This is a genomic window from Streptomyces sp. WZ.A104 (genome assembly GCF_002382885.1).
Lineage (GTDB): Bacteria > Actinomycetota > Actinomycetes > Streptomycetales > Streptomycetaceae > Streptomyces.
Window position 1 is genome coordinate 17,608 of the sequence record NZ_NWVL01000085.1, and the last position, 14,111, is coordinate 31,718.

Sequence of the window (14,111 nt, forward strand, 5' to 3'; positions counted from 1 at the left end):
CAACTCCGTTTCCGGGACTGCCCCTTGCCCGAGACGGAGAGGCCGCCCTCCCCTGACCCACTGGTCCCGCCCGCGACCGACCCCCCGGTCGACTACGGACACCGAGACGAGCGGCGCAGTAGGCACACGCGGCGCCGGCACAGAAGAGTGCCGTATGGCGCGTACTCTCTCTCCCTTGAGCACGGCAGCAACGTGCCACACGACGAAGTGACATGCCGCAAACGCTGCCCGACAGCGGGCAGGGCGCCCTCAGTACTCTGCGGAGACCACGAGCCCCGAGACCGCCTGCTCACCGGCGACCGAGACGTAGTGCCAGCCTGGTTCGGGCGCGTTCACGGTCACCGTCTCGGCGTTCCCGGGCCCGGCGGACCGGTGGGTGTACGAGGTCTTGCTCGGCCAGCTGCCCGCACGGTGGTAGAGGTCGGCGTTGCCCGTCCCCCCGGCCGTGGTGATGCGCAACCGCGGTGTTCCGGCGGGGACATAGAGATACAGGTAGGCGTAGTCCCCGGCTCGGACCGAGACCCCGGAGCGTGCGCAGTCGCGGTCGAGCCGGGCCGTGTCGGGAAGGGTGCACTCGGGGAGGCCGGGCGGGTCGGTGATCCCGCCGCAGTCGCCCGCCGCGCAGGCGGTGAGCCAGTCGTACCAGTCGCTGTCGTACCGGGTGCCGATCGTGGACTTCAGGTGCGTGCGGGCGGCGTTCCAGTCACCGGCGCGGTAGTGGCCGAGGACGATGTCCAGGTCGGCGCGGTGCGACTGGAGCATGTAGCGGACCGCGAGATAGCCCCAGCGGTACACCCGGGCACTGCCGCTGTTGTCGTAGGTGGTGTCGAAGAGGGTACTCAGCGGGTAGGTGCGCTTGCCCGCCTCGGACAGGGCTGCCTCGTAGGTGAGTTGGCGGTAGGAGTACGAGACGTACTCCGCGAAGCCCTCGACCCACCAGACGGTCGGGGTGGTCATCCCGTCGGCGAAGTCGCCGGCCATGGTGAAGCGGCCGTCGAGGTAGTGGGTGTACTCGTGGTTGAGGTTCCAGATCTGGAAGTCGGGCCGCAGCCATTCGGCTTCGTACGCGATGAAGCGCGGCTGGTTCCCGGCGGCCGTCGGGTCGCCCTCCAGATACATGCCGCCGTTGTCGGTATCGATGCCGAACATGGCGCCCGCGTACGTTCCGTAGTCGTCGCTGGAGTCGTACACGACCACTTCGAGGCGGGTGTTCAGGTCCCCGGCGACGGGCCCGTCGTCCCGGGCGATGTCGTGGAAGAACGCGTCCTGGTCCGCAAGGTTCGCGCAGGTGGCGGCGAGCTGCGCGGCGGACATCTCCTGGGCGCGGATGCGCAGACTGTCGCTGCACTCGTGCCGGACGGGCAGCGCCGCGTCGTCCAGGCGGCCGGGGAGGTCGCAGGTGCCGAAGTACGCGCAGTTGGCGTCGTCGTAGTGATTGGCCATCTCGGCGAGGCCCACCCACAGCGGGGCGGTGGGGCCGGTGATGGACGTCCGGCCGAGGAGCCCCCTCACCTGCGGGCGGACGGCGGGCCGCAGCGCGTCGTACTGAAGGAAGCGGGCGAGTTCGCGGCCCGCGTTGATGGTGAGGAACGCGTGATCGGTGCCCAGCAGGCCGAGGGTGCGGGAGGCGAAGGAGTGCACCGTGTCGGCGGTGCTGCTGTCCTCCGTGACGGCGGTGACGAACGCCGGGAGCTGGTGCCCGCGGAAGAGCACGGTGAAGGTGCTGTTCACGGCGTTGCGCATGTGCCAGAGGGCGTTGTACGAGCTGTCGTAGTCGGTGAGCAGCCACTCGACCACACCGAGATAGCGGGCGTTCTCCCGGGCACTGTCGATGAGTATGACGGCTTCGGAGAGGGTTTCGCCGTTGGCGTCGGTGACGTCGCGGGAGCGCGGGGAGGCGAAGAAGGCGTCGAGCCCGCGCCGTATCGCGGTCGTGAGCGCGGGCCCGTAGGAGCCGACGGCCGCCTCGTTGTACCACTGAACGTAGTACCCGGCGCGCAGATACAGCACCAGCTGCGGTACGCCGGTGGAATCGTCACCCGGGTAGTAGTCGGAGGCGCCGCGCAGCGCGTTCGCGACGGTCACCATCTGCGCCTCGCGGAAGGCGAGTCGGGCGTTCTCCCCGGTCAGGCCGAACAGGGTGTTGACGCAGCCGACGGTCGACTCCTTGATCCGCCGAACCAGGGCGGCGCCGGTGCGGGAGGTGAAGTCGGCCGGATCGCAGGGGGCCTCGGCCGCGGCCGCCCCCTGGACAGGCTCGTCGTAGTCCCGTCTGCGCTCCTCGCCGGAGGCCGGAACCGGCCCGCGCTCGTCGACCGGGAGCTCCGAGGCACGGACATGCTCGGGCTCGGCCGATCCACTCCGGCTGAGCGCGTCGACGGGCGGGATCTCCGCCCTGTCGGCGGCAGACGGAGAAGTGGCCACGGACAGGGACGGTGCGGTCCGGGGCGGCGACGGCGCGGCGGATGCGTACGCAGGGCCGCCGAGCAGGGTCAGGCCCATGCACATGCAGAGCGTCAGGGCTGCTTGCCTGAGGGCGCGTTGACATCGCGTTCGGGCTGGTCTCACCAGCTGCCTCCTCGGGAGGAACACCCGAAACGGGTGCGGGGGATGGGATGGGGCGCACTTCAGCACCTCGGAACCACTTTTGACATGGGCACGCAGGGTGCTATGCGACAGTACAATTTCACACAGCACTACTTTTGAGAAGGCGTACGGCCGGATGCGCCACGGAAGTACCACAGAACTACCGGAGAAGTCCCGGACGGGCTTCAGCTCCGCCCCGTCCCACCTCAGCCCTGAACGAGGCCCTCCGGTCAGTCCTGAACGAGGTCCTCCGGTGCGGACCGGGCGAGATCGCCGAGGGTCGACAGGGCGCGGGAGAGGGTCGCCGCGGTGGGCGAGGCCAGGCCGAGGCGGATCGCCTGAGGGCCACGGTGGCGGCCGACGGCGAACGCCGCCGCCGGGGTTACCGCGATGCCGTGCCGTGCGGCGGCCGCGACGAAGGTGTCGGCGCGCCAGGGGCTCGGCAGCTCCCACCAGAGGTAGCAGGAGAGGGGATCACTGCGGGTGCGGAAGTCACCGAGGTGGGCCCGCGCGATCTCCTGGCGCGCCATGACCTCCCGCCGCTTGGCCCGTACGAGCAGGTCGACAGCACCGTCCGCCTGCCACTGGCACGTCGCCTCCAGCGGAAACCGCATCGGCACCCAGCCCCCGGAGCGCACGGCCGCGGCCACCCTCCCCATCAGCGCGGCGGGAGCCACGGCGAACCCGAGGGACAGCCCCGGGGACAACCGCTTGGACACACTGTCGACGAGCACCGTCCGCTCGGCGGCCCGCGACGCGAGGGGCGGCAGATCGCCCCTGAGGAAGGCCCAGACCGCGTCCTCGATGGCGTGGATACCCAAGGAAAGCAGCACATCGGCCAGGCGGTCCAGCCGGCTCGGGGGCATGGTGAGGGACAGCGGGTTGTGCAGAACAGGCTGTACGTAGACGGCGTGCAGCGGTTCGGCGCGGTGCGCTTCCTCCACCGCTTCGGGGATCAGCCCCTCCGCATCCATGGCCAGCGGCACGAGGGTGACGCCGAGCCTGGCGGCGATGGCCTTGAGCACCGGATACGTCAGCTCCTCGACTCCCAGCCGCGCGCCCGGCCGGGTCAGCGCGGCGATGGCGGCGGAGATCGCCTGACGGCCGTTCCCGGCGAACAGGACCCGCTCCGGGAGGGGGCGCCAGCCGCCCCGCGCGAGCAGGTCCGCCGCCGCCTCGCGAGCCGCGGGAGTGCCGTCGGGGCCGACCGGTCGGAGCACCGACTCCAGCCGCTCGGGGCACACCAGCCTGCCGAGCCCGGCGGCGAGCAGCCCGGCCTGCTCGGGCACTACGGGATGATTGAGCTCCAGGTCCACCCGACCGACGGCGGGTTCGGACAGGGCGGGGGCCGGCGCGGGCGCACCGGGCGCATCACGCACGAACGTGCCGCGTCCCACCTGGCCGACAGTGAGGCCCCGGCGGGCGAGTTCCTGGTAGACCCGGGTCGCCGTGGAGTTGGCTATGCCGTACCGACGAGCGAACTCCCGTTGCGGGGGGAGCCGTTCCCCGGGCTTCAGCCGACCGGCGGCGATCTCCCGCGCCACCGTGTCGGCAACGCTCCGGAAGTCCTTCACGGACCTCACCCCCCGTAGTGAACGGCACCGAACCGCAGCGAGCGGCATCAAGACGCAGTGAGCGGCATCGAAACACATCATTGCACCGAGTGCAATGTCCAGTATTGAACCGACCTAAAGCGCGACTCTAGACTCGCATTGCCCCGAGCCACACCAGGAGCAATCCCGGTGCTGCACCGGTGCGACAGCGCACGTCGGGACGTGTTCGGGACGTGAACAGAGCGGCGGGTGGCCATGGTTGAGCTGGGTGGAGTGCTGGGTGTCGCGATGGTGGCTCTGGGCATGGTGCTCACCCCCGGCCCGAACATGATCTACCTCGTCTCCCGGAGCATCACCCAGGGCCGACGCGCCGGTGTCGTGTCCCTCGGCGGTGTCGCCGTGGGCTTCCTGGTCTATCTGCTGGCCACGAACCTCGGCCTGTCGATGGTGTTCCTCGCCGTGCCCCCGCTGTATGTCGCCGTGAAAATGGCCGGTGCGCTCTACTTGGCCTACCTGGCGTGGAGCGCCCTGAAGCCCGGGGGCGTCTCGGTCTTCGCCCCCCAGGAGATGCCCCACGATTCCCCGCGCAGGCTGTTCACCATGGGTCTGATGACGAATCTGCTCAACCCGAAGATCGCCATCATGTACCTCTCCCTCATCCCTCAGTTCATCAGCCTGGAAGCGGGCAACGTCCTCCTCCAGGGCATCGTTCTCGGCTCCGTCCAGATCGCCGTGGCCCTCACCGTCAACCTGAGCATCGTCCTTGCCGCCGGTACCATCGCGCTCTTCCTCGCCCGCCGCCCCTCCTGGCTCCGGGCCCAGCGCTACCTGATGGGAACGGCACTCGGCCTGCTGGCCGTCTCGGTGGCCCTGGACACATCGGCTCCGGCCGGTGCGAGCTGATCCCCGGGACCTGAGCACAGGCATCAAGCAGAGGCCAGGGAGCCGGAGTCGGAGGGCAGAGGGCAGAACGTCGGAAGGCATAGGGCAGGCGTCAGGCGTCAGGCGTCAGGCGTCAGGCGTCAGGCGTCAGAGCATGATGAGCAGACGCGTGTTCGCCTTGAGCTTCCTGTTCACGGAACGACTCTGCACGTACACCTCCAGCTTGGGGTTGTTCCCGGCCTTCACGGATACGGTCCCGTGGACGCCCGTCCCGAACAGGAGGCTGCGCGCCGCGTCGCCCGTATACGCCCGGTCGGTGTCCCTCTCGACCACGATGACCTCCTTGCCCGGCTGAACCTGCACCCGGGCGCCCAACTGGTAGTAGCAGGAGCCACGTTCATACGCCACACCGGGGTGTGATTCGACGAACGGCCGGATCTCCATCTCCTTGTCGACCTTCAGGAGGCGGTACTTGTCGGCCGGGATCGGTTCGAGGACCGCCCGTACATCGTCCACCGATATGTCCTGGCCGACGGCGAACAGATTCTTCGTACCGCGCACACCCTGTTCCCGTCCGCGCAGGAAGCTGGTGGCGGCGGCGCGCACGGTGCCGATCGCCTCCTCCACACCCTCCTGGGAATCCGCGTCCCAGATGGCGATGTTCCCCGCCGGGAAGCCGTAGTTCTGGGCGGTGCGCTTCGCCAGCGAGTTCGGAACGAGGATCGCGGACGTCCAGTGCCCCGGCAGCCGGCCCATCTTCGCCGCGATCCTGTCGAGCCAGGGGCCGAGTATCGCCATGTCCCCGTCGTGCCGCCGATCGCCACCGGAGGCGTTCTCCTCGCCGTCCGTCACCACGATCTGGAGGAAGCTGTGCTCGCCGTACTCCTCCCAGATGTGCCCCAGGTCGTCCAGGGACTTGAGGGAGGCCTCGATGAGCGCCGTGGCACCGTTGTTGACCTTGTACAGCCCCCGCATGGACGGCAGGTGCTTCACGTCCATGTCCCAGACCAGGTTCTCCACCCTGTGGTCGAAGGAGTAGAGGCTGATCCGGGTCTCATGACCGAGGCTGTCCGACTCGGCCTTCAGCCCCGCCACGAACTCGTCGACGACCCGGATGAGCTGACTCTCGTGCTGCCGCATGGAACCCGAGCAGTCCACGACCAGCGCGACGTGATTGACCTTGTGCTGAATCCTGTTGGCGGACATGTCTGTGCTCCCTCTCCGAGGCTCCCCGACTGGTGATTCCGACTCTATGGGGAGGCACTGACAACGCCCGGGGCGGCGGGATGGGGAGGGCCGGGGAGGCAGGGAGGCAGGGGGCCAGGAGGCAGGGAGGCCAGGGGGGCCAGGGGGGCCAGGGGGCCAGGGGGCCAGGGGGAGCCGATTCCATCGGTATTTCATCGGTGCTTTCTACTGTCGGCCGCCAACGAGCGGAGTTCCCGACGGAGAGGCACACCATGGCAGGAAGCGGCTCGCACCGCGCATTCACCGGGCTGGCCCTGGTGGCCGGTATCTGGGCGTTGATCATCGGGCTGACCGCCTCGGTCGCCGTGGCCCGGCCCCTGCCCGCTCCCGGACCGGGCGACGAACGGTCCGGTGTCTCGCGGTACTTCAGCGGCCCTCAGGGCCTGGCCATTCCGACCGCGCCGTGCGACCCGGCCGGTCCCTCGGCCACCGACGGCGTCATGGCCACCCAGCTCAACCCGCAGCTCAAGGCGAAGATGGCCGGATATCTGAACGCCTACAAGATGTCCTGCGCCCGGATGGTCACGCAGGCGGTGAAGGACCGGGGGCTCAACCCGAGAGCCGCGGCGATCGCCATCGCCACGATCATCGTGGAAGCCAGCATGAACAACTACTCCCAGGCGGTCGACCACACCAGCATCGGGCTGTTCCAGCAGCAGGACTGGTGGGGCAGCAAGGAGCAGCGGCTGGACCCGGCCTACGCCACCAACGCCTTCCTCGACGACATGGAGCGGCGCTACCCGGACGGCTCCTGGAACAACGCGCCGATCGGCGAGGTGTGCTGGAAGGTGCAGCAACCGCGCGAGGACCTGCGCCACCTGTACGGGATCGAGGCGGGCGACGCCACGCTGATCGCCAACGCGTTGTGGTCCGGGACGAGCGGCGGCCCCAAGCACCCGTACGCCTCCGGCCGGATCGTGTCCGGGCAATCCGCGGACGGGCGGCTGGAGGCCTTCGCCGCCGGGGCCGACGGGGTCTATCACGCATGGCAGACCGAGGTGAACGGCGCGTGGTCGCCATGGCGGTTCGCGGGTGGTCCGCGCGACGCGCAGCTGGCGGTGGCGTCCAACGCCGACGGGCGGCTGGAGCTGTTCGCGCTGTCGGACAGCACGTTCGATCACATGTGGCAGACCCGGCCCAGTGCCGGATGGTCCGACTGGGAGACCTTCGGCACCGGCGGGCACGAACTGGCCGCGGGCAACAACGCCGACGGTCGGATCGAGGTGTTCGCCTCCAACGCCGAAGGCGTGTTCCACCGCTGGCAGACCGCGCCCAGCGGCGGCTGGTCCGGCTGGGAGGGCACCCACGGCGGCCCGGCCAACGCGCGGCTCGCCATGGAGACCGCGCCCGACGGCCGTCTTGAGGTCTTCGCGCTGTCCGGCTCGACGTTCGAGCACCTGTACCAGACACGCGTCAACGGCGGGTGGTCCGCCTGGGAGACCTTCGGCACGGGCGGGCACGCGGTGGCCGCCAGCTACAACCAGGACGGCAGGCTGGAGGTCTTCGCCTCCAACTCGGAGGGCGTGTTCCACCGCTGGCAGACCGGCCCGAGCTCGTGGTCGAAGTGGACCGGCACCGCCGGGCTCCCCGACGCCGAGCTGGCCACGGCACGGTCGGTCGACGGACGGATCGAGGTGTTCGCCATGAACGGCACGGCGGCGGGCCATGCCTGGCAGACCCGCCCGAACGCGGAGTTCTCGCAGTGGGAGGAGTTCGGCGGCGGCGGTACGTCGGTCAGTGCGGGCAACAACGCCGACGGCCGCATCGAAGTGTTCGGTACCAGCCATGTCGGCGTCTACCACCGCTGGCAGACCGGCTTCGCCACCTGGTCGGAGTGGGCCTGGCTGAACGATGCCGGCCCCTCGATGACCTAGGGGGTGCGGCCTCTCCCCTTCACGCCGTCGTCCCGTGGACCGCGTCAGCGGCGAACGGGACGACGGCTCCGGCACCGTTCCCGTGTAGTCGACGTGGTTCCGCCTGTCAGTCCGTAACGTTCCGGGGTCTACTGGGCCCCGCCCTGTTGCTAGCTTCCGTACCGCCTTCGCACTGCCTTCGTACCGCTTCACACTGCCTCCGTGCTGTCTTGCGCACCGCTTCACACTGCCTTCGTACTGCCCTGCGTACCGCTGGTTCGCATGTCCCGACCGTCCATCCCACTCACCCCGAGACTGCCAAGGGGAGGAGGACTCGTGCTTCCAGGACTCTCCCGACGCGCGCTGACCTGGGTTCTCGCGGCGACAGCCGCCCTGCTGCTGCCGACGCTGCTGCCCGCGGCTCCGGCCGCGGCCGCCGCCCGGACCACCACCGCCACCACTACCGCTACCGCCGCCCTCGCCGCCACAGCGGCCTGCCCGGCCGCCGGTTTCGTGTCCCAGCACTTCCACGACGGCCACAACGGTGTCGACATCGCCAACGCCGTCGGCACGCCGATCTACGCCGTGGGCGACGGCGAGGTGACCATCTCCGGGTACGACAACACCGGCTACGGCCAGTGGATCCGGGTCCAGCACCCCGACGGGCGGATCTCCGAGTACGGACACATGAGCCGACGGGACGTCGCCGTCGGGGACCGGGTCGTGGCCGGTCAGCAGATCGCCCTGATGGGCTCCGAGGGGCAGTCCACCGGCCCCCACCTCCATCTGCGGATCTGGAGCGACCGGTCCGCCTCGCGCGGGATCGACCCCGAGGTCCACCTCGCGGAGCGCGGCGTGGTGCTCCCCTGCACCCCGGGCAGCGTTCCCCGTCCCCAACCGCCCGTGTATCCGTCGGAGTCGGGACGGGTCGTGTCGGCGCGGTCGGCGGACGGGCGACTGGAGCTGTTCGTCGCCGGTGCCGACGCCGTCCATCACGCATGGCAGCAGAAGGCCAACGGCGACTGGTCGGAATGGGAGTCGCTCGGCGGGCCCGGCAACGCCGAACTGGCCATCGCGCCGAACGCCGACGGCCGCCTGGAACTGTTCGCGATCAACGGCGACACCTTCCAGCACCGCTGGCAGTCGCGCCCCTCGGGCGGCTGGTCGGACTGGGCGGACTTCGGCGGCGGCGGCCGGGACATCGCGGCCGGTGTCAACGCCGACGGCCGCATCGAGGTCTACGCCTCCGGTCCGGTAGGGCTCTTCCACCAGTACCAAGTCGCCCCGAACGGCGGCTGGTCGGGGTGGAAGCCCACGGGCGGCGGCCCCGCCGACAGCCGGGTGGAGATGGGCAAGGCACCCGACGGGCGGCTGGAGGTGTTCGCTCTCAACGGCACCACCCTTGGGCACCGGTACCAGACCGCCCCCAACGGCGGCTGGTCCGAGTGGGAGGGATTCGGCGAGGGCGGGCACGATCTGACGATCGATCACAACGCCGACGGCCGCCTGGAGGTCTTCGCGTCGGGCCCCACCGGCGTCTTCCACCGCTATCAGACCGGCCCCACGAGCTGGTCCCGCTGGGACCCCACGGGCGGCCCCGCCAACTCGCAGCTCACCAGCGAGCGCTCCCCCGACGGCCGGGTCGAGGTCTTCGCCGTGAACGACGCCACCGCCATGCACATCTGGCAGACCGCCGTGAACGCCCCCTACAGCGACTGGGCGACCTTCGGCACCGGCGGCACCGAGGTCACCGCAGCCACCAACGCGGACGGCCGCATCGAGGTCTTCGGCACCAACCAGGACGGCACCTTCCACAAATGGCAGACCGGCTTCACCACCTGGTCCCAGTGGCGCTGGCTCAACAACTCGGCGGGCCCCGGCGTCGACTGACCTCCGGAGGACCCAATCCCACGCAGGCCTCATACCTGCGAAGGCCTCATACCTGCAAAGGCCCTCACACCTGCGAAGGGCCTCATGCCCGCGAAGGAACCCATGCCTCCGATCAGCAGACGGAGCCTGTTGCTCGGCGCGGCGGGCGCCGGCGCCCTCCCGCTCCTGGGCGCCGGCCCGGCCGTCGCCGCAGCCGCGCCCGGGAGCGCCCCGCACCCGTACAAGGTGGGCGCGGGCCCGTTCACGTACGTCTACGACCCGTCCACCTACGGGGGCCCGCGCTATCTCAACGACCACACGCTGATCAGGGCCCACGGCCGCTGGCACCTGTACAGCATCGTCGGGAACAGCGCGCCGCGCGGCGAATCCCCCGACAGCGCGGCGGAGACGTCCTTCGCCCACGCCTCCGCGCCGAGCCCGTACGGCCCCTGGACCAGCCACCCCGACGCGCTCACCGTCGACCCGTCCTACTTCGGTGAGGAACACCTCTGGGCGCCGCACGTCATCGAGGCGGACGGCAGATTCTGGATGTTCTACGCGGCGGGCGGCACGAACGGCGCGGCGATCAACCTCGCCACGTCGACCGACCTGTTCACCTGGACCCGCGAACCGTCCGGACCGCTGTTCCGGGGGCGCGCCGCACGTGACCCGATGGTGCTGCGGGTCGGTGGCGAGTGGGTCATGTACTACACGGAACTCTCCGCGGCCTCCACGACAGGCGACGGGCACCACGTCGTGGCCCACCGTCGCTCCGCCGATCTGCTGCACTGGGGCGAGCCGGGCGTCGCGTTCACCGACGCGAGCACGGACACGACCGTGTCGGTCACCGAGTCGCCGTACGTCGTCGAGCGGGACGGCTGGTACTACCTGTTCATCGGTCCCCGGGGCGGCTACGAGGGCACCGACGTCCTCGCGTCACGGGACGCGTTCCGTTTCGAGCTGACCGGCCGTACGGGGCATGTGGCGGGTCACGCCGTGGAGGTGATCCGCGACGGCGAGAACTGGTACGCGAGCGCCGCGGGCTGGTTCCGCAACGGGCTGTACGTGGCACCCCTGTCCTGGCGGGACACCCCGCCGCTGTGGCAGAGCCCCGACAACCCGGTGGCGGGCCTCGATGTGAACGGCCGCCTTACGGTGTTCGCCCTCGACACCGCCGACCGCGCGATGCTGCGGCGCGTCCAGCTCGATCCGCACACGGACAGCTGGTCGCCGTGGGAGCCCTTCGGCGGGCCGGCAGGCGCGGTCCCCACCCTCGGACGCACCTCCGACGGCCGCCTGGAGGTGTTCTCGCTCGCCCCGGGCGGCGCCAACCTGCACCACCGGGTGCAGCGGCCGGACGGCGGCTGGTACGACTGGGAGGAGTTCGGTGGCCCGGCCGGTGCCGCCCCCGCCGTCGCGCGCGACGCCCGCGGCAGGCTGGAGGTCTTCGCCCTGAGCCCCGGCGGCGCCTCCCTCGCGCGGCGACGGCAGCGGTCGGCCGGGGCCCTCGCCTGGGACCCGTGGCAGCCCGGCTTCGGCGGGGCGGCGGGCGCACCCCCGGTGGTCGCGTCGAACGCCGACGGCCGGTTGGAGGTGTTCGCCCTCTCCCCCGGGGGCGCGGGCATCGACCACCGCTGGCAGGAGACACCGGGAGGCCCCTGGACCGCGGCATGGCACCGGTTCGGCAGCGCCGCCGGTGCCGCGCCCCGGGTGGCCGGCGACGGCAGCGGTCGGCTCACCGTCACCGCGATCGGCCCGTCGGGCCTGGGAACCTTCACCCGACGCCAGTCCGTACCGAGCGGCGGCTGGGACGCGTGGCAACCGCTGTTCGCCTGGAGCGCCGCCGCCCCGGCCCTCGCCGTGAACGCCGACGGGCGCCTGGAGGCGCTTTCCCTCACCCCCGCCGGAGCCCGCCTCAACCACCGCTGGCAGACCTCGCCCGGCGGGGACGTACACCCCGGCGGGGAGTTCGGGGAGCCCGGCATCCGTCTCGTCGCCACCCCCACGGCAGCCCCCGACGCCACCGGCCGCCTGCACGTCTTCGCCGTCACCGCCGCGGGCCGGATCCGGACTCGCGTCCAGACCCGGCCTAGCGGCGGCTGGCAGCCGTGGACGGCCTTCGGTGACCGCACGGTCGCGCCTCTCGTGTCGGGCAGCCAGGCGCTTTAGGAGCGCGGGCACCTCCTGGGGGCCGAGAGGCCCTACAGGCCCGACAGGCCTTACAGGTCGTAGGGCCTGTCGGGCCATACGGGCCGTGCGGGCCATACAGTCAGGACCCCTTGAGCTTCGCGGCTGCCGCCTGCAACTCCTCCAGAACGGCCACGCTCCCGAAGATGGTCCGCAGGGAGGTACCGACACGGCGAGCCGGTCCGCGCAGCCGACGGCTTGAGGCCGCGAACAGGTCGATCAACGACAGCACCTCCTGGAAGGCGACCGCGGCGGACCGCATGTCCCACGGTGCACCGGCCACGTCCGTCAGCAACTCCTCGGCGCCCTCGGGCCATTCGCCGCGCGGCGTAGCCTCTGCCCATTCCAGGAACGCCCTCAGCGCGGCCATGCTCGCCTCCATGCGCCCCGCGAAGCGCTCGGCGGCCGCCTCCAGGTCGTCGGCCGGTCCGTCGATGGCCTGGGCAAGGCGGTGGATCACCGTCAGCTTCGCGCCCATCGTGGCTCCGGGGTGGCTGACCCGGGCCATGTCCTCCGTGATCAGCTCCATCATGGCCGCGAGATCCGCCAGCGCGGACTCCACATCCTCCATGTCGCCCGTGATGGCCTCCATCTGTGCCTCCGCCTCGACGACCAGGTCGAACAGGCCCGGGGATTCCTCATCGGGCTCGGCCGCGGTCTGCACGCAGGGCTCCGCCGGGGCCGCGGGCAGCGCCGGGACCGTCTGCCCGCCCACCGTTGCGGTCAGCCCGCCCACCGTTGCGGTCAGTACGCCGATGAGTTGCCGCCGGGCCCCGGCGGCGTCGGCCGACTGTGCGGGAAACGCGATGTGCGGCGTCACCCCCGCGGGCCCTGAGGGCCCATCAGCCGTCTCGGTGACATGGACGGTGCAACGACCGAGCGCGTGCCGCACACCGAGGCCGAAGGCCAGCTCCGCGTCGGGTGCGCCGAGGTCGGCGATGACGACGTCGGCCTCGGTCACCATCCGCTGAAGCTGCTCGCCGGGTAAACCGGCCTCCGTGAGCCGGTCCGCACGTACGAAGGTGAGACCGAGCTGTTCGCATGCGGGACGAACGACCTCCTCGTAGAAGGTGGTGGACCGATGGCGCTGGTCGTCGGGGGAGAGGCCTGGGGACAGGTCCTGGGGCAGGCCCGGAGGGTCAGCGGCGGCCGTCCGGCCGATGGCGAGACACGTGGGCATGGCAGGCTCCTTCAGTCGAAACAGGTCAGTCACAGTGGGTCGGTCGCAGTGGGGCGGATACGGTGAGGCGGTCGGAGAGGGTCAGTCGAAGAGCGTCAGCGCGACCCCGTCGGCGACCTCGTCGGCGAAGACCGGACGCTCCTCGATGCCGAGCGCCCGCAACAGGTCAACCGTCAGCACCCGGTGGCGCCGGCCGACCCTGACCGTGGGGCACGGGAAGTCGCGCTGCGCGATCAGCCGGTAGGCGGTGCCCTGGCACATGCCGAAGGCCCTGGCGGCCGTACGCAGGTCGACACTGACCGGGAGGTCGAAGATCTCGCGGAAGCTGAGAGGCGACTCGGCGTGGGTGCTCATCCCTTCCTCCCGCCGTGCCGGAGGGACATCCTGGCGACCTGTCGGCCCCGGCCGGAGTACCGAACGTCGGACGCCGCGTCCGCCGCTCCCCAGGCCCGGGCCAGCGCACCGAGCCGTACACCTTCCACACGGTGCGCGGGGACGGTGATCCGTACGTTCGCCGAGAGTCCGGACCGGCGAGCGGGCGGGTCGTAGTCCGCCTCCCAGAAGCCCTCCCCCGCCGGGTCGAGGGGAGCGCCCCCGGTGGTCTCCACATCGTCCACCGCCCATTCGGAACGGGTCCTGCGCCACAGGGCCCACGCTCCCGAGCAGGCCGAGCGCAGCACGTGGCCGCCGGGGTCGGGGGTGTCGGGTCCGAGCTCCGCCAGCGCTTCGAGGTAGCAGGTGACGAGTTCGGCCTCG

9 protein-coding genes and 1 pseudogene are annotated in these 14,111 nt (G+C 70.9%); 4 read left to right on the top strand and 6 right to left on the bottom strand.

From position 1 onward, the window contains the following. Positions 1 to 249: 249 nt before the first annotated feature. A complete protein-coding gene (locus CIB93_RS31840) occupies positions 250 to 2,508 on the bottom strand; it encodes a M9 family metallopeptidase (protein ID WP_096631945.1) in 2,259 nt (752 codons plus the stop codon). Positions 2,509 to 2,816: 308 nt separating this feature from the next. Further along, entirely contained in the window at positions 2,817 to 4,160 is a 1,344-nt protein-coding gene (locus CIB93_RS31845; protein WP_096631946.1) for a PLP-dependent aminotransferase family protein, read from the bottom strand. A 234-nt stretch (positions 4,161 to 4,394) separates the two neighbouring features. On the opposite strand from CIB93_RS31845, the gene CIB93_RS31850 reads away from it, so the two are divergent. Beyond that, positions 4,395 to 5,042 (top strand): LysE family translocator, encoded by a 648-nt coding sequence (locus tag CIB93_RS31850; RefSeq protein ID WP_096631966.1) that lies wholly within the window; start codon positions 4,395 to 4,397, stop codon positions 5,040 to 5,042. 126 nt (positions 5,043 to 5,168) lie between these two features. Here the strand turns inward: CIB93_RS31850 and CIB93_RS31855 are convergent, their stop codons facing one another. Then, the gene (locus CIB93_RS31855; RefSeq protein WP_096631948.1) at positions 5,169 to 6,227 is read right to left on the bottom strand and encodes a vWA domain-containing protein; all 1,059 of its coding nucleotides are present in this window, start codon (positions 6,225 to 6,227) and stop codon (positions 5,169 to 5,171) included. A gap of 251 nt (positions 6,228 to 6,478) precedes the next feature. Between CIB93_RS31855 and CIB93_RS31860 the strand changes: the two genes are divergently transcribed. The 3 genes from CIB93_RS31860 (at position 6,479) to CIB93_RS31870 (ending at position 12,157) form a co-directional block, all read left to right on the top strand. Then, the gene (locus tag CIB93_RS31860) at positions 6,479 to 8,140 is read left to right on the top strand and encodes a peptidase M23 (RefSeq protein ID WP_096631949.1); all 1,662 of its coding nucleotides are present in this window, start codon (positions 6,479 to 6,481) and stop codon (positions 8,138 to 8,140) included. 315 nt (positions 8,141 to 8,455) lie between these two features. Beyond that, on the top strand, positions 8,456 to 10,009 hold the full coding sequence (locus CIB93_RS31865) for a peptidoglycan DD-metalloendopeptidase family protein (RefSeq protein WP_096631951.1): 1,554 nt from the start codon (positions 8,456 to 8,458) through the stop codon (positions 10,007 to 10,009). 102 nt (positions 10,010 to 10,111) lie between these two features. After that, on the top strand, positions 10,112 to 12,157 hold the full coding sequence (locus CIB93_RS31870; protein ID WP_096631953.1) for a family 43 glycosylhydrolase: 2,046 nt from the start codon (positions 10,112 to 10,114) through the stop codon (positions 12,155 to 12,157). A gap of 100 nt (positions 12,158 to 12,257) precedes the next feature. Here the strand turns inward: CIB93_RS31870 and CIB93_RS31875 are convergent, their stop codons facing one another. The 3 genes and pseudogenes from CIB93_RS31875 to CIB93_RS31885 form a co-directional block, all read right to left on the bottom strand. Beyond that, a complete protein-coding gene (locus CIB93_RS31875; RefSeq protein ID WP_096631954.1) occupies positions 12,258 to 13,355 on the bottom strand; it encodes a hypothetical protein in 1,098 nt (365 codons plus the stop codon). Between the two features lie 81 nt (positions 13,356 to 13,436). Beyond that, complete coding sequence (locus CIB93_RS31880; RefSeq protein ID WP_096631956.1) at positions 13,437 to 13,709, bottom strand: helix-turn-helix domain-containing protein; 273 nt, start codon at positions 13,707 to 13,709, stop codon at positions 13,437 to 13,439. Continuing rightward, positions 13,706 to 14,111, bottom strand: a pseudogene (locus CIB93_RS31885) (hypothetical protein); the annotation flags it as partial. The gene CIB93_RS31880 and the pseudogene CIB93_RS31885, both read right to left, overlap by 4 nt.

Coding starts and splice junctions, on each gene's coding strand:
- CIB93_RS31840 (WP_096631945.1), bottom strand. CDS start 2,508: ATGTGCATGGGCCTGACCCTGCTCGGCGGCCCTGCGTACGCATCCGCC.
- CIB93_RS31850 (WP_096631966.1), top strand. CDS start 4,395: ATGGTTGAGCTGGGTGGAGTGCTGGGTGTCGCGATGGTGGCTCTGGGC.
- CIB93_RS31855 (WP_096631948.1), bottom strand. CDS start 6,227: ATGTCCGCCAACAGGATTCAGCACAAGGTCAATCACGTCGCGCTGGTC.
- CIB93_RS31860 (WP_096631949.1), top strand. CDS start 6,479: ATGGCAGGAAGCGGCTCGCACCGCGCATTCACCGGGCTGGCCCTGGTG.
- CIB93_RS31870 (WP_096631953.1), top strand. CDS start 10,112: ATGCCTCCGATCAGCAGACGGAGCCTGTTGCTCGGCGCGGCGGGCGCC.
- CIB93_RS31875 (WP_096631954.1), bottom strand. CDS start 13,355: ATGCCCACGTGTCTCGCCATCGGCCGGACGGCCGCCGCTGACCCTCCG.
- CIB93_RS31880 (WP_096631956.1), bottom strand. CDS start 13,709: ATGAGCACCCACGCCGAGTCGCCTCTCAGCTTCCGCGAGATCTTCGAC.